This window comes from Thermasporomyces composti (assembly GCF_003386795.1).
Taxonomy (GTDB): domain Bacteria; phylum Actinomycetota; class Actinomycetes; order Propionibacteriales; family Actinopolymorphaceae; genus Thermasporomyces; species Thermasporomyces composti.
In genome coordinates this window covers 2,574,117-2,592,604 of record NZ_QTUC01000001.1, presented here as the reverse complement: position 1 = coordinate 2,592,604, position 18,488 = coordinate 2,574,117, and the positions used below count along the sequence as shown (strand labels likewise).

20 protein-coding genes and 1 tRNA gene are annotated in these 18,488 nt (G+C 70.0%); 12 read left to right on the top strand and 9 right to left on the bottom strand.

Going from position 1 to position 18,488, the window contains the following annotated elements; all coding sequences use genetic code 11:
* The first annotated feature begins 50 nt into the window (after window positions 1–50).
* From DFJ64_RS11205 to DFJ64_RS11190, 4 genes are read left to right on the top strand one after another with little or no spacing between them, the layout of a single operon-like run.
* Window positions 51–1,046: an ABC transporter ATP-binding protein gene (locus DFJ64_RS11205; protein ID WP_115852009.1), complete on the top strand. Its 996-nt coding sequence runs from the start codon at window positions 51–53 to the stop codon at window positions 1,044–1,046.
* Window positions 1,043–1,819 carry an ABC transporter permease gene (locus DFJ64_RS11200; RefSeq protein WP_115850397.1) on the top strand — a complete coding sequence of 259 codons (777 nt, stop codon included), beginning with the start codon at window positions 1,043–1,045 and terminating at the stop codon, window positions 1,817–1,819. Before DFJ64_RS11205 ends, DFJ64_RS11200 begins: the two co-directional genes overlap by 4 nt.
* A gap of 12 nt (window positions 1,820–1,831) precedes the next feature.
* Complete coding sequence (locus DFJ64_RS11195; RefSeq protein WP_147304676.1) at window positions 1,832–3,343, top strand: sensor histidine kinase; 1,512 nt, start codon at window positions 1,832–1,834, stop codon at window positions 3,341–3,343.
* Window positions 3,340–3,933, top strand: coding sequence for a response regulator transcription factor (locus DFJ64_RS11190; protein WP_115850395.1), 594 nt, complete (start codon window positions 3,340–3,342; stop codon window positions 3,931–3,933). The genes DFJ64_RS11195 and DFJ64_RS11190 overlap by 4 nt, the downstream gene beginning before the upstream one ends.
* A gap of 29 nt (window positions 3,934–3,962) precedes the next feature.
* Here the strand turns inward: DFJ64_RS11190 and DFJ64_RS11185 are convergent, their stop codons facing one another.
* Genes DFJ64_RS11185 through sp36 form a run of 4 tightly spaced genes read right to left on the bottom strand, consistent with a single transcriptional unit; the run spans window position 3,963 to window position 6,397 of the window.
* Window positions 3,963–4,775 carry an MBL fold metallo-hydrolase gene (locus tag DFJ64_RS11185; RefSeq protein WP_245941073.1) on the bottom strand — a complete coding sequence of 271 codons (813 nt, stop codon included), beginning with the start codon at window positions 4,773–4,775 and terminating at the stop codon, window positions 3,963–3,965.
* 24 nt (window positions 4,776–4,799) lie between these two features.
* A complete protein-coding gene (locus tag DFJ64_RS11180; protein ID WP_211310572.1) occupies window positions 4,800–5,729 on the bottom strand; it encodes an NUDIX hydrolase in 930 nt (309 codons plus the stop codon).
* A 9-nt stretch (window positions 5,730–5,738) separates the two neighbouring features.
* The gene (locus DFJ64_RS11175; protein WP_115850394.1) at window positions 5,739–6,218 is read right to left on the bottom strand and encodes a RidA family protein; all 480 of its coding nucleotides are present in this window, start codon (window positions 6,216–6,218) and stop codon (window positions 5,739–5,741) included.
* Between the two features lie 23 nt (window positions 6,219–6,241).
* Window positions 6,242–6,397 (bottom strand): Sp36 family protein, encoded by a 156-nt coding sequence (sp36, locus tag DFJ64_RS11170; RefSeq protein ID WP_115850393.1) that lies wholly within the window; start codon window positions 6,395–6,397, stop codon window positions 6,242–6,244.
* Window positions 6,398–6,532: 135 nt separating this feature from the next.
* Here sp36 and bagA point away from each other — a divergent pair, with 135 nt between their 5' ends.
* Window positions 6,533–7,543, top strand: a complete 1,011-nt coding sequence (gene bagA, locus DFJ64_RS11165; protein WP_245941072.1) for an ATPase BagA — start codon at window positions 6,533–6,535, stop codon at window positions 7,541–7,543.
* Complete coding sequence (bagB, locus tag DFJ64_RS11160) at window positions 7,540–8,709, top strand: ArsA family ATPase (protein WP_245941071.1); 1,170 nt, start codon at window positions 7,540–7,542, stop codon at window positions 8,707–8,709. Before bagA ends, bagB begins: the two co-directional genes overlap by 4 nt.
* A 129-nt stretch (window positions 8,710–8,838) precedes the next feature.
* Here the strand turns inward: bagB and DFJ64_RS11155 are convergent, their stop codons facing one another.
* Window positions 8,839–9,162, bottom strand: a complete 324-nt coding sequence (locus DFJ64_RS11155) for a WhiB family transcriptional regulator (RefSeq protein ID WP_115850391.1) — start codon at window positions 9,160–9,162, stop codon at window positions 8,839–8,841.
* Window positions 9,163–9,380: 218 nt separating this feature from the next.
* Here DFJ64_RS11155 and DFJ64_RS11150 point away from each other — a divergent pair, with 218 nt between their 5' ends.
* Window positions 9,381–11,864 carry a transglycosylase domain-containing protein gene (locus DFJ64_RS11150; protein ID WP_115850390.1) on the top strand — a complete coding sequence of 828 codons (2,484 nt, stop codon included), beginning with the start codon at window positions 9,381–9,383 and terminating at the stop codon, window positions 11,862–11,864.
* A gap of 157 nt (window positions 11,865–12,021) precedes the next feature.
* Here the strand turns inward: DFJ64_RS11150 and DFJ64_RS11145 are convergent, their stop codons facing one another.
* A complete protein-coding gene (locus DFJ64_RS11145; RefSeq protein ID WP_115850389.1) occupies window positions 12,022–12,474 on the bottom strand; it encodes a GatB/YqeY domain-containing protein in 453 nt (150 codons plus the stop codon).
* 65 nt (window positions 12,475–12,539) lie between these two features.
* Here DFJ64_RS11145 and DFJ64_RS11140 point away from each other — a divergent pair, with 65 nt between their 5' ends.
* From DFJ64_RS11140 to DFJ64_RS11120, 5 genes are all read left to right on the top strand, one after another.
* Window positions 12,540–13,460, top strand: coding sequence for a metallophosphoesterase (locus DFJ64_RS11140; RefSeq protein ID WP_245941070.1), 921 nt, complete (start codon window positions 12,540–12,542; stop codon window positions 13,458–13,460).
* A 31-nt stretch (window positions 13,461–13,491) separates the two neighbouring features.
* Window positions 13,492–14,076, top strand: coding sequence for a GNAT family N-acetyltransferase (locus DFJ64_RS11135; protein WP_115850388.1), 585 nt, complete (start codon window positions 13,492–13,494; stop codon window positions 14,074–14,076).
* Between the two features lie 16 nt (window positions 14,077–14,092).
* Window positions 14,093–14,169: transfer RNA gene (locus DFJ64_RS11130), tRNA-Pro, on the top strand.
* Window positions 14,170–15,008: 839 nt separating this feature from the next.
* Entirely contained in the window at window positions 15,009–15,464 is a 456-nt protein-coding gene (locus DFJ64_RS11125) for a metallophosphoesterase (protein WP_115850387.1), read from the top strand.
* Entirely contained in the window at window positions 15,407–16,024 is a 618-nt protein-coding gene (locus DFJ64_RS11120) for a metallophosphoesterase family protein (protein WP_170152580.1), read from the top strand. The genes DFJ64_RS11125 and DFJ64_RS11120 overlap by 58 nt, the downstream gene beginning before the upstream one ends.
* 166 nt (window positions 16,025–16,190) lie before the next feature.
* On the opposite strand, the gene DFJ64_RS11115 is transcribed toward DFJ64_RS11120, so the two are convergent.
* The 3 genes from DFJ64_RS11115 to DFJ64_RS11105 form a co-directional block, all read right to left on the bottom strand.
* Entirely contained in the window at window positions 16,191–16,574 is a 384-nt protein-coding gene (locus DFJ64_RS11115) for an ArsR/SmtB family transcription factor (protein ID WP_115850385.1), read from the bottom strand.
* Window positions 16,575–16,585: 11 nt separating this feature from the next.
* On the bottom strand, window positions 16,586–17,281 hold the full coding sequence (locus tag DFJ64_RS11110; protein ID WP_115850384.1) for an SRPBCC family protein: 696 nt from the start codon (window positions 17,279–17,281) through the stop codon (window positions 16,586–16,588).
* Between the two features lie 101 nt (window positions 17,282–17,382).
* Window positions 17,383–18,429: an MASE1 domain-containing protein gene (locus DFJ64_RS11105; protein WP_170152579.1), complete on the bottom strand. Its 1,047-nt coding sequence runs from the start codon at window positions 18,427–18,429 to the stop codon at window positions 17,383–17,385.
* Between the last annotated feature and the right edge of the window lie 59 nt (window positions 18,430–18,488).

Here is an 18,488-nt window from a genome sequence, read left to right as displayed (position 1 = left end):
GTGATGGTCACGACTACCGGTGTGCTCACCGACAGCGGAGCATGTCGGACATGAGGACAACGCTGGGGACGCGGACCGTCGCCGAGAGGCAGTCACCGGTCGCGGCGACGGGTCTCGCCATCGAGGTGCGCGACCTGCGGCAGCGCTACGGGACCTTCGAGGCGGTTCGCGGGATCTCGTTCGAGGTGCGCCGCGGCGAGCTTTTCGCCCTCCTGGGGACGAATGGCGCGGGCAAGACGACAACGCTGGAGGTACTCGAGGGATTCGTCGCGGCGAGCGACGGCCAGGTGCGGGTTCTGGGCCACGACCCGTACCGGGACCGGCGAGCGCTGCGGCCGCGCCTCGGCATCCTGTTGCAGGACGGCGGTTTCCTCGGGGACCTGACCGTCGCGGAGACCGTCGACCTCGGCCGTGGTTTGGTCCAGGACACCGGACGGCGTCCCATGGACGACGTCCTGGAGCTCGTGGGCCTCGCCGACAAGGCGAAGACCTACGTGCGCCAGCTCTCTGGTGGGCAGCGTCGCCGACTCGATCTCGCGCTCGCCGTGCAATCGTGCCCAGAGGTGCTGTTCCTGGACGAACCGACGACGGGCATGGACCCGGAGGCCCGGAGGTCGACCTGGCACATCATCCAGCGGCTGCGGGACGCGGGCACGACGATCCTGTTGACGACGCACTACCTGGAGGAAGCCGAGCGGCTCGCCGATCGCTTGGCGATCATGCACCGTGGCCGCATCCACGTCGCGGGCACCGTCGAGGAGGTCGTGTCCTCCGCGGGCGACCGGATCACGTTCCGCTTGCCGGCCAACCGTCCGGAGCTGCCGGCGTTCTTGCCGGACCTGGAGGGGGCGGCACCACTCGTCACCGCGTCGGCGGACGACATCTGGGTGACGTACGCCCTCGACGGTGGAGCCGACCGCACGCACGCGGCACTGCGAACCCTGATCACGTGGGCCGACGAGCAGGGCGTGACGCTGGAACGGCTCGGCGCCCGTAGCGGCACGCTCGAAGACGTCTTCCTGCGCGTCGTGGAGGAGGGCCGATGAGGACCGACCTGCGACACACCCTCCGACTCGCTCGCGTCGACCTGAAGCTGCTCGGACGCAACCACGCGGCGTTGTTCAACGTCGTGCTGCTGCCGCTGGTGTTCGGCGTGATGATCACTCAACTCGGCCACGCCGACCAGGTCTTCGTCCTGACCGGTGTGCCGGGCATTCTCTTGGCCTTCGTCGTCTTCGCGAACCTGGTCAACGCGTTCGTGGTGCGCCGCGAGGAACGTGTGCTGAAGCGGCTGCGCGGCTGGCAGCCTTCGGCGGCTGCGATCTTCGGCGGCGCCGGGCTGGCCGCGTTCGTCATCTACGCCGTGCAGTTGGCGCTGTTCGGCGTCGGGATTCACCGAGCTGGTGGCGGGCTGCCCGCCAATGTCCCGCTCATCGTGGTGGCCAGCCTGCTCGGCGTGGCCGTCTTCACCGCGCTGGCTGCCGCGTTCTCCGGGCCGCACCGCAACGCCGAGCTCGCCCAGATCACGGTGACGCCGGTGATCCTCGTGCTCACGTTCGCGACGCCGATCGTCTACCCGCTCGAGGCGCTGCCGGAGCCGCTCCGACTGCTGGCCGCGCTGCTGCCCGCCACACCGGTGGTCGAAATCGTGCGAACCGCCTACACCGGCCGGGATTACATCGGCGTCTCCGGCGGGGAGCTCAGCATGGTCGACCAGTGGGTGGCCGCTCTGCCCTCCTTCGGCGTGCTGCTCGCCTGGCTGGTGGTCGGCGGGTTGCTCGCTCGCTGGCTGTTCCGGTGGGATCCGCGCCATGGTTAGCCTGGGCGTGCCGTGGCTGTGACCTCCCGACTCCCGTTGGCGCTCCCGCGCCTTCGACGACCGCGCCGCTCCGGAATGGAGCGGCTGCGTCGTGTCACCTACTGGTCGCTGGCGGCGGGGGTCGTCCTCGCCTGGCTCGGGCCGGCCACGTGGCTGCTCGCGAGGACGGACAGCGAGCTTCTCGCGAGACCGGAGAGCGAGCCGCTCGCCTTGGTGCAGCTGGCGCTCCTGGGTGTCGCCCTCCCGATCTACACCGTCGTCTACCTGCGCGCGGTCCGTCTCGTCGTGCTCGGCGCCGACCGCCGTCGGGAGATCGCGATCTGCGGGCTCCTCGCCCTCCTCATCTCCGTCGTGACGGCGGGAACGTCCTGGCCGTCCGACCTCATCGTCATGCGGGCGGGGCAGGTCGGCATGGTCGTGGCGTCGTGGGCCGGGCTCGCGGCGCTGGGAGCCTCCCGGCTCAGTGCCGCCCTGCTCTGCGTCGGCACGGTCGGGGTCGGGGTGCTGCTCACTCCGCTCGAGTACTGGCCGGGTGCCGTCGTCCCGCTGACGCTCATGTGCGTCTTCGCCACCTGGGCCAACCGGTTCCAGCTGTGGATCTGGGAGCTCCTCAAGGCGGTCGAACGCGGGCGAGAGGCGCAGACCAGACTGGCGGTCACCGAGGAGCGACTCCGGTTCTCACGCGACCTGCACGACGTCGTGGGTCACAGCCTGTCCGCGATCGCCGTCAAGAGCGAGTTGGCGGCCCGGCTGGCGACGCTCCAACCGGAGCGCGCGGAGGCGGAGATGAGAGAAGTCCGCCAGCTCGCCCGAGAGGCACTGCGCGAGATCCGCGCTGTGGTCCGCGGCTACCGCACCGTCGACTTGGACTCGGAGCTGCGCAGCGTCCGGGCCGTGTTGAACGCGGCGGAGATTCGGACCGAGCTGGAGCTGCCCGGGACCCGCCTGCCCGACGAGGTGAGCACGGTCATCGCCTGGCTGGTCCGCGAGGGCACGACGAACGTCCTCCGGCACAGCACCGCCTCCTGGTGCCGGATCGCGGTGACGATCGGTGAGTCCGGCGTCGAGCTGGAGATGCGCAACGACGGCGTGGCGTCCGGCCGGACCACCAGCACGACGCGGTCCGACCACATGCCCGAAGGCGGGAACCTCGACGAGGAGCGCGCCCGTGGCCGAGGCAGTGGGATCGCCGGCATGACCGAGCGCGTCACCGCCCTCGGTGGAACGCTGAGCGCCGGACCCGGCTCCCGCGCGGACGAGTACGTCCTCCGCGCGACGATTCCCCTCCCCCACGATTCCTTGGCTCCCCGCGACTCCTTGGCTCCGCACGATCCCACGGCGCCCCGCGATCTCACGGTGCCCCACGAACCCGACACCCTCCGCGACTCCGAGGCGACGACCGACGACCCGGCTGGTCGCGCACACCACGAGCCCACGCTGAGCATCCCCGTTGCGGCACCCAAGGCGGCCGAGACGACGAGCCGCGACGCCGCCCGAGTCGACGCACCAGGAGAACCGGCATGATCCGGGTTCTGCTCGCCGACGACCAGCACCTCATCCGCGAGGCGATCGCCTCGCTCCTCGGCTTGGAACCGGACCTGGAGGTGGTCGCCCAGGTGGGACGCGGCGACGAGGTGGTCGCGGCCGTGCACGTCCACCGACCGGACGTGATCGTCCTCGACATCGAGATGCCAGGGATGGACGGCCTCCGGGTGGCCGAGTCCCTTCCCGGCCAGGCGATCGTCATCCTGACCAGCTTCGGCCGCCCCGGCTATCTGCGTCGAGCGCTGGCGGCCGGGGTGCGCGGCTTCATCTCCAAGGACGCACCGGCCAGCGAGCTGGCGGCCGCGATCCGGAAGGTCCACGCCGGCGGGCGCTACCTCGATCCGGAGCTTGCCGCCTCCGCCATGGTCGCCGGCGAGAACCCGCTGACCGAGCGGGAGCGGGACGTCCTCCGCCTCGCCGCCGACGGCGCGACCACGGGCCGCATCGCCCGCGAGCTGCACCTGGCGGAAGGCACCGTCCGCAACTACCTGTCGAGCGCGATGACCAAGCTCGGGGCGAGCAGCCGGCTCGCCGCCATCCAGATCGCGCGCGACATGGGTTGGGTCTGACGGAGGCGCCGGTGGCCCACGCGGGGGCGTCAGCTCTCCGAGGCCACCGCGGACAGGTAGTCGAGCTGAGCTCGGACGGTGCGCTCCGCCGCCGGCCACAACCGGCGGTCGACGTCGGCGTAGACGCGTTCGACGATCTCGGCCGGTGTTCGGGCGCCGGCGGCCAGTGCCTCACGGACCTGGTCGAGGCGTCTCGCGCGATGCTCCAGATAGAAGTCGAGCACGTCCACGGCGTCCGAACGCGGTGGGCCGTGACCGGGCAGCAGAGTCATCCCCCGAGCGGCCTCGACGAGCGCGCGCAAGCGTCGCAGCGAGTCGAGGTAGGGCGCGAGAGCGCCGTCGGGGTAGGCGACCACCGCGGTCCCGCGTCCGAGGACGGTGTCCCCGGTGAGGATCGCACCCTCGGCCAGGAGCCAGAACGACATCGAGTCAGCGGTGTGACCCGGTGTCGCCAGGACCTCCACCTCCAGACCGTCGACGTCGATCGTCTCCCCGTCGACCAGAGGATCGTCGTCGACGCAGAGAGCCGCGTCGGCCGCTCGCACCGGACAGCCGGCCAGCTCCGCGAACCGTCGCGCACCGGCCACGTGGTCCTCGTGCCCGTGCGTGACCAAGGCCAGCGCCACCTCCGCGCCACGCGCACGGACAGCGTCGAGGACGGCGTGGAGGTGCCGCTCATCGTGCGGACCCGGATCGACCACGACGACCCGGGTGGCCCCCGGCGCCCCGAGCACCCACGTGTTCGTCCCCTCCAGCGTCATCGGGCCTGGGTTCGGCGCGAGGACGCAGAGCGCGTGGTCACCGACCCCGCCACCCGCCCAGCTCCCCGGCTCACCGTTCACGACCAACTCCCCGGGCTGACACCTTCACTCCACAGCAGGCCCCTCGGCCCGCGCGTCCGTGGCGTCCGGCACGACGGAGGCCGCGCCGATCGCCGACTCGTACCCGTCCTCTCCCGGCAGCACCCACCGGGCGTCGTCACCCTCCAACGCCACCGCTGGCATGGTCGGCACGATCCGCCGCGCCGCGGCGGCCTCCAACGCCGACTGGACGTCGCTGACCGCGACCAGACTCGCCAGTGTCTGGTACGTCGGCGGCAGCATGCTCATCTCGCCCCGCCGCACCGAAGCCAAGGCATCGACGGGCCGCATCCAGGTCACGCGGTCGGCCTCGCTGGAGACGTCCCTGGTGCGTTGCCCAGCCGGCAACGCCGCGAGGAAGAACCGGGTGTCGTACCGCCGTTCCTCGACCTCGGGCGTGATCCAGTGGTCCCACGCCACCAAGAGGTCGGAGCGCAGCACGAGCCCGCGTCGTTCGAGGAGCTCCCCGAACGACAGGGCGCGACCGAGCAGCGCCCGGCGGTCCTCCTCCCACTCGGTTCCCGTCGTGTCGGCGACCACCGAGCCCTCGGCCGGGCCGGCGAGCATGACGCCGGACTCCTCGAAGGTCTCCCGGACCGCCGCGCAGACCGTCGCCCGCGCGAGCTTGTCGTCCGCAAGCCCCAGCCGGACCGCCCACTCCGCCGGCGACGGTCCCGCCCAGCGGGTGAGCACCTCCGCATCCCGCCGGTCGACACTGCCGCCGGGGAAGACGTACCTGCCGGGCGCGAACGCCATCGACGTGCGCCGTCGCAGCAGGAAGGTCTCCAGACCGTCCGGCCCGTCACGGAGGAGGACGACGGTCGCGGCGAGCCGTGGCGTCGGCGGTTCCACCTGTCCCGCCGCGAGTCGCCGGGCACGCGCGACCAGGGCGGGCGGCACCGACCGGACGTCGGCGTCGGAGGGCAGCGCGTCCATACCGTCGGCTCAGTCGACTTCGACGATCAGCTCGAGCTCGACCGGGGCACCCAGCGGCAGCTGGGCCACACCGACCGCGCTTCGGGCGTGCTTCCCGGCGTCGCCGAACACCGCCCCGAGGAGCGCCGACGCGCCGTTCGCCACCTGCGGCTGCGCGGTGAAGTCGGGCGCGCTCGCGACGTAGACCACCACCTTGACCACCCAGCGCACCCTGGCGAGGGAGCCCACCTCCGCCTTCACGGCCGCGAGGGCGTTGAGCGCGCACTGCCGGGCGCAGGCGGTGGCTTGCTCGACGTCGACCTCCCCGCCCACCAGGCCGGTGGCGAGCAGGTGACCGTCGGAGAACGGCAGCTGCCCCGAGGTGTAGACGTGGTCGCCGGTGCGAACAGCCGGGACGTACTCCGCCACCGGCGCGGCGACGTCCGGCAACGGGAAGCCGAGCTCGGCCAGCCTGGCCTCGGGATCACGCGCACCCGCGTCCGCTGACATCGGCCGGCTCTCCGAAGCGGCGCTCACGCCTTCTCCCGCTTCATGTAGGCCACGAGGTTCTCCGGGTTCGGCCCGGGCACGACCTGCACCAGCTCCCAGCCGTCCTCGCCCCAGGTGTCGAGGATCTGCTTCGTGGCATGGACCAGCAACGGAACCGTCGCGTACTCCCATTTCGTCATGTCGGCGAGCCTAGGACATACCCCTCCCCGCCGCTCACGGACCGCGTCCGGCTGGTCCCGAACCCTGAGAGGAGCAGCCACCTGTTGGACGGTCCGGTGGGTCGAGGGCGGGACCAGGAGCTACGCTCGGCGAGCGTGACGCGGCGCGAGAGCGACTGGGAGGGTGTCCGCCTCCACGTCGTGACAGGCAAGGGCGGCACCGGCAAGACGACGGTCGCCGCCGCGCTCGCCCTCGCGCTCGCCGCCAGTGGTCAGACCGTGCTGGTGTGCGAGGTGGAGGGACGCCAAGGCCTGGCCCGACTGTTCGACGTCCCCGCCCTGCCGTACGAGGAGACGCGGCTCGCCCGCGTGCCCGACGACGGCCACGTCGCGGGTGAGGTCTACGGCCTGGCCATCGACCCCGAGGCGGCACTCGCCGAGTACCTCGAGATGTACTACCGACTCGGCCGGGCGGTGCGCGCCCTTCACAAGGTGGGCGCCATCGAGTTCGCGACGACCATCGCGCCCGGTGTCCGAGACGTCCTGTTGACCGGGAAGGTCTACGAGGCCGTCCGACGCAGGGAGAAGCCGCGCCGGGACCGCCGCGTCTACGACGCCGTGGTCATGGACGCGCCACCCACCGGGCGCATCGCGCGCTTCCTCAACGTCAACGCCGGCGTGGTCGACCTCGCCCGGGTCGGACCCATCCGCCGGCAGGCCGAGTCGATCATGATGCTCATGCGATCGCCGCAGACGGCGGTCCACCTGGTCACCCTGCTGGAGGAGATGCCCGTCCAGGAGACCGCCGACGGCATCGCCGAGCTTCGCGAGGCCCGTATCCCCGTGGGCGGCGTCGTGATCAACATGGCGTCCCGGAGCCCCCTGGACAAGGCGACGTTGCGAGCCGCCGCACGCGGAGGCCTGGACCGGGCGGAGTTCGAGGCGGCGCTGACCCACACCGGGCTCCCCTCCGACGACCGGACGATCAACGGTCTCCTCACGGACGCCCGGGAGCACGCCACCCGGGTCGCCCTGGAGGACCGACTCCGTAAGCGGATCGCCGACATGGGCCGCCGGACTTACGAGCTGCCCCGGCTTCCTCACGGCGTTGACGTCGGCGGGCTGTTCGAGCTGGCGCGCGAGTTGAACGACCAGGGGATGGCGTGAGCGAGTCGACCTTTGGACACCTCGGGGACGGGATCCCCGGCCTCCGCACGCTCAGCGTCGACGCTCTGCTGGATGACCCGGCGGTGCAGATCATCGTCTGCTGCGGCTCGGGTGGTGTCGGCAAGACCACCACGGCGGCGGCCATCGGGGTCCGCGCCGCCGAGCGCGGCCGGCGCGTGGCCGTCCTGACCATCGACCCGGCCCGCAGGCTGGCGCAGGCCATGGGCCTCGCCGAGCTCGACAGCACGCCACGTCGCGTCGAAGGGATCGACGCCACGAAGGGCGGCTACCTCGACGCGATGATGCTCGACATGAAGCGCACGTTCGACGAGGTGGTGCTCGCCCACACCACCCCCGAGCAGGCGCGCCAGATCCTCGAGAACCCCTTCTACATCGCGTTGTCGTCGTCGTTCGCCGGGACGCAGGAGTACATGGCCATGGAGAAGCTCGGCCAGCTCCACACGGAGGCGGTCCGCACCGGCAGCCACGACCTCATCGTCGTCGACACCCCGCCGTCACGCTCGGCGCTGGACTTCCTCGACGCGCCCAAGCGGCTGTCGTCGTTCCTGGACAGCCGCCTGCTGCGGCTCCTCAGCACCCCGGCCCGAGGACCGATCAGGCTCTTCTCGGTCGGCATGGGGATGGCGACGAGCGTCCTGACGAAGGTGATCGGCGCGCAGGTGCTGCGGGACGTCCAGACGTTCGTCGCGGCGCTCGACAGCACGTTCGGCGGGTTCCGTGCCCGCGCCGAACGGACGTATCGACTCCTGCAGGAGCGCCGGACGTCGTTCCTGGTCGTCGCGGCTCCCGAGCCCGACGCGCTGCGCGAGGCGTCCTACTTCGTCGAGCGCCTCCGCGACGACGAGATGCCACTCGCCGGCTTGGTCTTGAACCGGATGACGGCGCCGTCGGCCGCCCACCTGTCCGCCGAGCGCAGCCTGTCCGCGGCGGAGGCGCTCAGCGAGGCCGGCGCCTATCCAGCGGTCGCCGGGGTGCTTCGCCTCCACGGCGAGCGCATGCTGGCCGCCGCGAGAGAACGCCTCATGGCCGAGCGGTTTGGCGCCGCGCACCCGGGCGTCGCGGTCGCCGGCGTCCCGGCCCTGCCCTCCGACGTGCACGACCTCGAAGGCTTGCGTGAGATCGGCCGGCATCTCGGGGACGAGTGACAGGCTCAGCAGGCCTGTCACCGGGCGCATGGCGTGCTGGTGCGACGGGCCCTCGGGGTGGCGGTGCCCGCCCGCGCCGGTTCCGCCACCCCGGCCCGCTCGATTCGCCGCTTCAGCGGAACGTCTCGGTCAGCCGGCTGCGCGAACGCTCACCTTGTTCTGGTGAGCGCACGTCTTCTCGTACTCCCTCCGCGCGGCCTCCAACAGACGCCGCCACGACGTCACCGTGGGACGGCGGCGCAGGATCGCTCGCCGTTCGCGCTCCGTCATGCCGCCCCAGACCCCCCACTCGATCCGTCCGTCGAGCGCCTCGGCAAGGCATTCGGTGCGAACCGGGCACCCCATGCAGATGGTCTTGGCCTCGTGCTGCGCGGCGCCCTGGACGAAAAGCCTGTCGGGATCGTCAGTGCCACGGCAGGCGGCGAGCCGAACCCAGTCGCCATTCCATGTCATTGTTTTTGTTCCCTCCCCTACGTCGGTCACGCAAGGTGACCGATGCGCGGACGTTCCCCCAACGTCCTGCGCAGAACGGTAAAGCCAGAGGCGGCTCCTGCGACAGTCCCTGATGGCCTGATTTGTGATTGTGTCATCACTCTCAGGCGCGAAGAGGCGACCAGAGTCCCGAGATTCGTCCGACGATCACCGCGGGAGGCGACGTAGGCTATCCAGCTATGAGCCCTATCCGCGTCATGTCTCAGGGGCGACGAGAGCGCGGTTTTGTCACCCACATGGTGATGTTCGTGGTCGTCAGCGTCCTCACCGGCGCTCTCGTGGCGGGCCTGATCATCCCGTTCGCTGGGCTGTTCGGCCTCACCACCCAGAAGGCCACAGACGCGTTCCAGAACATGCCCAGCGAGCTCGAGGAACCCCCGCTGCCGGAGCGGAGCAGGATGCTGGCCGCGGATGGCTCTGTCATCGCGACCTTTTACGACCAGAACCGCGTCGAGGTCAGCCTCGACCAGGTGGCGCCGGTCATGCAGCGGGCGATCCTTGCGATCGAGGACGGGCGGTTCTACCAGCACGGTCCCATGGACCTGCAGGGCACGCTCCGGGCGTTCATCCGCAACCAGCAGGCTGGCGGGGTGTCCCAGGGTGGCTCGACGATCACCCAGCAGTACGTCAAGCTCGTCCAGTTCGAGAACGCGGAGACGCCGGAGGAGCAGGCGAAGGTCATCGAGGACTCCTACGGCCGCAAGCTGCAGGAGCTGCGCTACGCCGTCGAGCTGGAGAAGACTCTCACCAAGGACGAGATCCTCGAGCGGTACCTGAACATCGTCTACTTCGGGGACGGCGCCTACGGGATCGAGTCGGCGGCGCGGCACTACTTCAGCACCTCGGCGAGCAAGCTCACGCTGACCCAGGCCGCCATGCTCGCCGGCCTGGTCCGCGACCCCAACGGACTGGACGTCAAGGAGAATCCTGAGGCCGTCCTCGCGCGCCGCAACTTCGTGCTGTCGCGGATGGTCGCCGAGGGCATGATCTCGGAGAAGACCGGCCGGGAGGCCGCCAAGCAGCCGCTCGGGCTGAAGATGAGCCGGACACCCCGCGGCTGCTACTACTCGCCGTACCCGTTCTTCTGCGACTACGCCGAGCAGGTCCTGCTCAACGACCCCGCCCTCGGGAAGACCCGCGAGGAGCGGCGCCGCGCTCTCTACCGCGGCGGCTTGACGATCTACACCACGCTTGACCCGCAGGCGCAGAAGGCCGCGGACAAGGCGGTGCGGGAGACCGTCCACCCGACCGACAGCGTCATCGGCGCGGTGTCGATGGTCGAGCCCGGCACCGGCCGGGTCAAGGCGATGGCCCAGTCCCGGGGCTACGGCGAAGGCAAGGGCAGGACCTACATCAACCTCAACGTGCCGCAGAAGTACAACGGCACGGTCGGGTACCAGCCCGGTTCGACGTTCAAGACGTTCGTCTTGGCCGCGGCGATCAAGCAGGGCATCCCGCTGTCCACCTCCCTACCCTCGCCGCGAAGCGCGACGATCGCCGAGCCCACCCGCAACTGCCCGAACGGGAAGCCTGGCTACCACCGCGACGTCTGGCGGGTCTCGAACTCCACGAGCGCGGGAGCGACGAGCACGCTCATCACCGGGACGACCCACTCGGTCAACACCTTCTACGCCTACCTGCAGCAGCGCACCGGCATCTGTGAGCCGGCCAAGATCGCCACCGCGCTGGGCGCCACGCGCGCCGACGGCAAGCCGCTGCAGCAGGTCAAGCCGTTCACCCTGGGCGTCAACGAGATCGCGCCGCTGTCGATGGCCGAGGCCTACGCGACGTTCGCCGCCCGAGGCAAGCACTGCACCGCCACCCCGATCATCAAGGTGGTCGACCGGCACGGCAACGAGATCCCCGTCAAGAGTTCGGACTGCAAGCAGGTGCTGCCCAAGGAGGTCGCCGACGGCGTCAACTACGTGCTGCGCCAGGTCGTCGACGGGTCGGACCCCGGCCGGACCGGCGCTCGGATGAGCATGAAGGACGAGGGGCGCCAGGTCGCCGGCAAGACCGGTACGAGCAACGACCGCATCGCGGTGTGGTTCATGGGCTACACCACCAACCTCGCCGCCGCCGCCGTTGTCGCCGACGCCGACCCGCCGCTGCAAACGCTGATCGGTCGCCGGATCGGTGGTCGCGTCGTTGGCGGTGACCAGGTCTGGGGTGGCACGCTCGCCGGTCCGATGTGGCTCGCGGCGATGAGAGGAGCGCTCGAAGGCCGGGAGAGCCCGGACTTCGTCGAGCCGGACCCCGACCTCATCCGCGGCGTGCCGGTGACTGTTCCGTCGGTCATCGGTATGGGTGAGAGCCGCGCCAAGCAGGTCCTGCGCGAGGCCGGCTTCGCGATGTCGGTGGGTGGTTGGGTCGACTCCGCCCAGCCGCGGGGCACCGTCGCCCGACAGAGCCCGGCGGGTGGCACGCAGGCCGGCTCGGGTTCGACGGTCGTCGTCTACCTGTCCGACGGCACGCCACCGCCGCCGCCACCAGAGGAGACCCCGGCTCCGAAGATTCCGAAGCCGACGCTGCCACCGGGGCCGTTCCCCCCGAGACCGCCGGGACCGCAGCCGCCGGACTTCCCGACCCCGAGGATCCCGCAGCCGCCGGACAGCATCGTCGGTGACTCGGGGCCACCGGAGAGCCTGAGGAAGCCGGGTTAGAGCTCTCAGGACCTCACCCGGCCGACTGAGAGACGAGGGGCGGCCAGCACTTGTGTGCTGGCCGCCCCTGTCGTCAGTGGCTCGTCTGGGTCGTGCGGCCCGTCCGGGGCGCGCGTCGTCCGGGTCAGACGGTCGCCACGTCCGTAAGCTGCCCAGCTCAGCTGAGCTGGGCGCGGACCGCGGCGGCGACGCGAGCCCCCTCGGCGCGTCCCTTCACCTGGGGCTGGACGACCTTCATGACCGCGCCCATGTCCTTCATGCCGCTGGCGCCCACCTGCTCGATGGCCGCACGCACGATCTCGGCCAGCTCCTCGTCGGTCAGCTGCGCGGGGAGGTACTCGGCGATGATGGCCGCCTCCGCACGCTCCTTCTCGGCCAGCTCGGTGCGCCCCGCCTGGTCGTAGGCCTCGGCGGCCTCGCGCCGCTTCTTGGCCTCCTTCTCGAGGACCTCGAGCACCTCGGCGTCCGAGAGCTCACGCGCCACCTCACCGGCGACCTCGGAGTTGGTCACCGCCGTCAAGGTCATCCGCAGCGTCGAGGCACGCAGGCTGTCCCGCGCCTTCATGGCAGCGGTCAGGTCAGCACGGAGACGATCTTTGAGGGCGCTCATGTGCCGATCCTACGAGCGGCCCTCCGTGATCGCTGGCGTCGGCCTGCCAGGACACCGTGCCCGGCGTGTGGCAGCCTGTCACCGTGCATCCGCTGCTCAAGGTCACCGCCACCGCGCTTGCCGGCACGGCCGTCGCCGGGGCCGCGTGTCTGGCGTACGCCGCCGGCTACGAGGTCCGCGCCTACCGGCTCCGTCGATTCGACATCCCGGTCCTCGCGCCGGGAAGCCGACCGTTGCGCCTGCTGCATCTGTCCGACCTTCACCTCATGCCCGACCAGAACGACAAGGTGGAGTGGGTGCGCGGGCTCGCCGCCCTCGAGCCGGACCTGGTGGTGAGCACGGGCGACAACATCTCCCACCCCGAGTCGGTGCCCGTCGCGATCCACGCGTACGAGCCGCTGCTGGCGCTGCCAGGTGTCTTCGTCTTCGGTTCGAACGACTACTTCGCGCCGGTCCGCCGGAACCCGCTGCGGTACCTGACGCAGAAGGACGCCCCCCGCTCACACACCGCACCGCGGCTGCCCACCGAGGATCTGCGCCGCGCCTTCGTCGCCGCCGGGTGGCTGGACCTCACCAACGCGCGGGGGGAGATCCGGGTCGACGACCGTCGCCTGGCGTTCGTCGGGGTCGACGACCCACACCTGGGGTGGGACCGTTACGAGGACGTGGCCGGCCCCGCCGACCGGTCGGCGGACCTCACCATCGGCGTCACCCACGCCCCGTATCGGCGAGTGCTGGACGCGATGGTGGCCGACGGGTACCGGCTCCTGCTCGCCGGCCACACCCACGGCGGTCAGGTGTGCGTGCCAGGGTGGGGCGCCCTGGTGACCAACTGCGACCTGGACACCCGCCGCGCCAAGGGTGTGTCCCGCTGGGGACCGTCCTGGCTGCACGTGTCGGCCGGGCTCGGCACCTCGCCGTTCACGCCGTTCCGGTTCGCCTGCTACCCGGAGGCGAGCCTGTTGACGTTGCGCGCGCCGGACTGATAGCCGCGAGGAGGGTCTAGACTCGTCCGCCGTGCCTCCCGCCGACGATCTCTTCGAGACCGCAAGAGTCCCCACGAACGTCGAGACGCCCCGCCTCCTCCTGCGCACCTGGCGCCCCGAAGACCGCCCAGCGTTCGCCGCGATCAACGCCGACCCCGCGGTCATGGAGCACATCAGCGGCGAGCCGATGAGCCGGTCCGCGAGCGACGCCCTCGTCGACCGGATCGAGGAGCAGTGGAGCCAGCGCGGCTACGGCCTCTATGCCGTCGAGCTGCGCGAGACGGGGGAGTTCGTCGGGTTCGTCGGGCTCAACCACCACCGTGCCCTCCCCGACGAGGTGGAGATCGGCTGGCGGCTGGCGCGCCACGTCTGGGGACGCGGCCTCGCGACCGAAGCCGCCCGGGCGGTCCGCGACATCGCTTTCGAGACTCTCCAACTGCCTCGGCTCATCTCGATCACGGTGGCCGCGAACACCCGTTCGCTTCGGGCGATGGAGAAGATCGGGCTGTCCTTCTGGCGCGAGATGCCGTTCGAACGGTGGCAGCTGGTGATCTACCAGGGCGGACCAGCGGACCGAGGCGATACCCGGTCGCATGCCACGACGGCCGCCCGGTAGACTCTCCAGCCGGTACCGGGGTGTGGCGCAGCTTGGTAGCGCGCTTCGTTCGGGACGAAGAGGTCGTGGGTTCAAATCCCGCCACCCCGACCAGGCCGGGGCCGTACTACGCCCGGATCTCGGTCCTCCCGCGCCGCTCCATGGGAGGACGAGGCCGGATCGTCGTGGGATGAGGGACGCCGCCCGCTGCCCCGTCTCGATCAGATGCGCGATCGGACTCGGCAGCTCGTGGAACCACCGATGACGGCGAACGTCGAGCGCGCGACAGACCACGCTGCCAAGACGCCTATCCCTACGCTCGGCAGATCTGGACGCCCGTCTCACCGTCGCCACCGCGCCGCACCGTCACGGCGAGACGAAGCGAGCACCTGCGCGGGCGTGAACCGGACGGGTCCGCACAGGGGACCCGACGCCCGCTAGCCGAGGGGCCTCGCGGCACAGCATAGGCGTCCTCACTCTCCCTCGACGGATGTGAGGGAATCGCACGCGGAGCCACGGTATTCATTTGTTCCAGACGGACTTCTTTGTTCCAGACGGTTCTCGGCCTGGAGAGTATCGGCGAAGAAAACGCGACGAAGAAGGCTGACGCCGACTATGCGAAGCGGGTCGACGTGCTCGACGGATCGCCGACACGGCGAGGTGCCTATCGACACATGATGTGTCGCCCCTGGAGGACGCCCGCACGTGCGCCACAGCAATGAGTGGCGGTGGGTCGTCGCTGCAATGCCACATTCGACCTTCCTCACTTGGTCGCTTGCTTGTCTTGACCCGGCGTCGTCTCGCCCTACACTCTCCGGTCGACGGCAGATCAATTTCGGAATCGGACGAGGCTCTCCGCCGGCTCACATGCAGAGGTTCAAGGAACCCATCAGCTGGTCGCCGGCTCGCGTCCGGATCTCCGATGACCTGGTGTGACCTTTGGAGGTCCGTCGATGTGGTTCCGCTCCCGCCTTCGTCGTTGGCTTGCCCTGACGGGCTGTGCCACGATGCTCGCCGCACTCGCCAGCTCGTTCGCGTCGACACCGAGCCAGGCAGACCCGGTGGTCAAGCCCTTCACTCTCGTGATGATTCCCGACACCCAGCTCGCGGTTCAGAACAAGCCCGAGCTGTTCTACGCACAGACCGAGTGGATCCTCCAGGAGCGCAAACGAGCGAACATCCGGTTCGTGGTGCACGTCGGCGATGTCGTCGAGTGGCCGTCGCGGATCTCCGACTGGGAGCGGGCAAAGATGGCGATGCAACCTCTCGACCGCAAGGTGCCGTACCAGCTTGCGGTCGGCAACCACGACTTCGACGCGTGGGCCTGTGAGCCACCGGCGACCTGCAACCCGTGGGAGCACATCGAGGAGGACCGGAGCACGACATACTTCAACACGTACTTCCCCTGAGCCTCTTCGAGGAGTGGCCGACGTTCGGCGGCAACTACCCAAGGGAACAAAGCGACAACACCTACTTCGAGTTCCGAGCTGGCGGGATCGACTGGTTGGTCATTACCGTCGCGTTCAACCCCACCGACGCGGAGCTTGCCTGGGCCGAACGCGTCATCGCCAAGCACCGCAACCAGCTCGTGATCGTCAACACTCACGAATACCAGGATGGTGATGTACGCACACCGACCGGTGACCGTATCTGGAATGTGCTCAAGAAGTACCCCAACGTTCGGTTCGTGTTCTCCGGCCATTACGTCAACCAGGGCATGCGAGTGGACCTGGGTGACCACGGCAATCCCGTCTACCAGATCCAGGCCGACTACCAGACCTACAGCATTCCCGACGTCAACGAGAACGGCTACCTGCGCGTCATGAAGGTCGACCCGGCTGCGCGGACGATGAGTGTGCAGACCTACTCACCGTACTGCGACAAGACGGGTGAATGTCCGGCCTACAAGACAGACGCGCGGAACCAGTTCACCATCACCGACCTTGACCTTCGGACGTGGAGGAGATGAACCGCGTCGAGGCTTGATGAGCACATGTCGCGGTCTGCGCAAGCGTCATGCCACGGCTGACGTACGCAGGGTCGGTGAAGCCGACGCGACGCTGCGCGCACCGGACCCGCCCGGACCGGGTGTCGCGGCTGATGCGTGACGGACCGCGCTGAGACGAGGCCCGCGCTCACGGCGCGTCCGAACGGGTCCGGCGTCCGGGGTTCGCACGGGCCTGGCGCTCGTCGAGGCGGCGCTGACGCTTCCCGCGGGCCAGCTCGGTACCGAGCGCGTCCAGGCGCTGCGTCCAGAACCCACGGAACCGCTCCAACCAGGCGTCGACCTCTTGCAGCGGACGGGTGTCGACGCTGTACAGGCGGCGCGTGCCCTCGGCTCGGACGGTCGCGAACCCAGCTTCGCGCAGCACACGCAGGTGCTGGGAGACGGCGGGCTGCGAGATGCCGAACTCTCGCTGGATCACCGCGACGACGGCGCCTGAGGACTTCTCCCCGTCCGCGAGCAGCTCCAGGATCCGGCGCCGCACCGGATCACCGAGAACGTCGAACGCGTGCATGGAGACCTAGCTCATCGGGCCTCGCTCGTCTCGTCGCTCCGGCCGGCGTCGGCCTCACTCGCGCTGCCCGGCTCTGGCTCGGCTCCGGTGTAGAAAGCGGTCGTGCGCCGCGCCGCGGTCGTCGCGACCACCTCATCCTCGCCGGCGGCGATGTTGGCCGCACACCAGGCCTGGCTGCTCTGGGCGATGAACTCCTTCCCCTGCTCCGACCCTGCCCAGGCCATGCCCTCGGCGGGATCGATCGAGGCGCCGGTCGAGAGGTGCAGGAAGAGCCCCACGAGGGCGAGGTCCCAACCGACTCCGACAGCTCCCGGACCGTACTGCTCCCAGGTCGGGTCGGCGTGGGCGATGTGCTGCAGCTCCAGGGTGGTACGCCCGTCGGGTTCCTCGCTGAGCCGGACCTCCACCCACGACACCTTGTTGTCGTACTCCCAGGTGACCTTGAGGTGACGCGGCGGCTCGCAGGCCACGATCTCGCCGCCGGCGTTGCCTTCCAGCTGGTAGCGGCCGCCGAGTCGAAGGTCTCCGGACACGGGCATGAACCAGCGCGGGATCCGGTCGGGGTTGGTGCAGGCGTCCCAGACGTCCTCGATGGCGGCGTCGTACGTCTGGGTCGCGATGATGGCCTGGGCTGGCTTGCCCTCGTACTCGGGGTGGACGACCTGCCGCCGGACGGCCCCGATCTGCCGGGTGATGTCGTCGAGCATAGGGCTCCTCTCGTGGTGGGGGCGTGGGCGCCACTATGCCAGTGACAACTTATATAAGTAAAGACTGAAGTTTACGATCATCCCGCCACCCGCCGACGGGCCTAGCGGTCCGGCTGAGCGGCCCGCGACTCCTGCCGCTCGGCCATGGGATCCCGACGCTGAGCGATCTCGTCCCGCCGCCCGGCGATCTCCGACGGGCGGGGTCGCAGTCGACGGTCCAGCTTGTCCACCGCCAGGAGCAGCTGGTCAGAGACGTGCCGAATGTCGCGGTAGGCCCGGTCGCGCTCGGTGATGATCACCGCCAGAAGAAGGGCGGTCAGCGTCATCGACGCGATGAACCCCTCGATGACACCCATCTCTGAAACCAGCTGGCCACCCCACGGGCCGGCACCCGTCTGCGTGTACACGGTCGCGGCGGAGAGGAACAACGCCACCGGCGCTGCCCCAGCCATCTGGAAGCGAAGCGCCGCCCAGACCACGACGGGGAAAGCCAAGAACAACGGCTGCGCCGCGGTCAGCGCGATGAGGAGCACGACGGCCACCGCGGCCGCCTCCAAGCCGACCGCCTCCACGACGCGCAGCGGGCGGATACGCCGCGGCCAGCGAGCGTGCCGCAGCACCAGCAGGGCCGGCGTGCAGATGAGCACGCCCGTGCCGAAGCTCATCCCCCAGAGCAGCGTCATCCGCCACTGGAGTCCGGGAGGGAAGACTCCCGTGAGCACGAGCGCCCCCACGCTCGCCCAGCCCAGGATCATGCCCCCCACGAGAGCGCCGAGAAACACCAGCGCGAGCACGTCCCGCAGCCTGTCGAACCGCGAGTGGAAGTCCACCCAGCGCAGGAGCAGGTAGATCGCGGTCAACCCGCACGCGGTCGCGACGGCGGCCGCCAGGGACGGCCCGAGCGGACGGCCGAAGGAGGCGTTGAGGAGAAAGGAGCTCACCAAAATGGTCGGAGCGGTGACAAGCGGCCGGAGGTAGAAGAAGGCGGCCAACCCGATTCCCGTCGGCGGCCAGAACAGGCTGACCTGTTGACCCGTCGGCAGGTAATCAACCGGCGCGGCGAACGACGCCCCGACATACAGCGTCGCGAGGATGACCACCCCGAGGGCTGTCACCAGCTCGGACGAGCGGAGCTTTCGCGACGCCACGACGAACCATCGTACGTCGCGAGACCGTCTCGATTCGGTGTCCTCTCCACTCGACGACA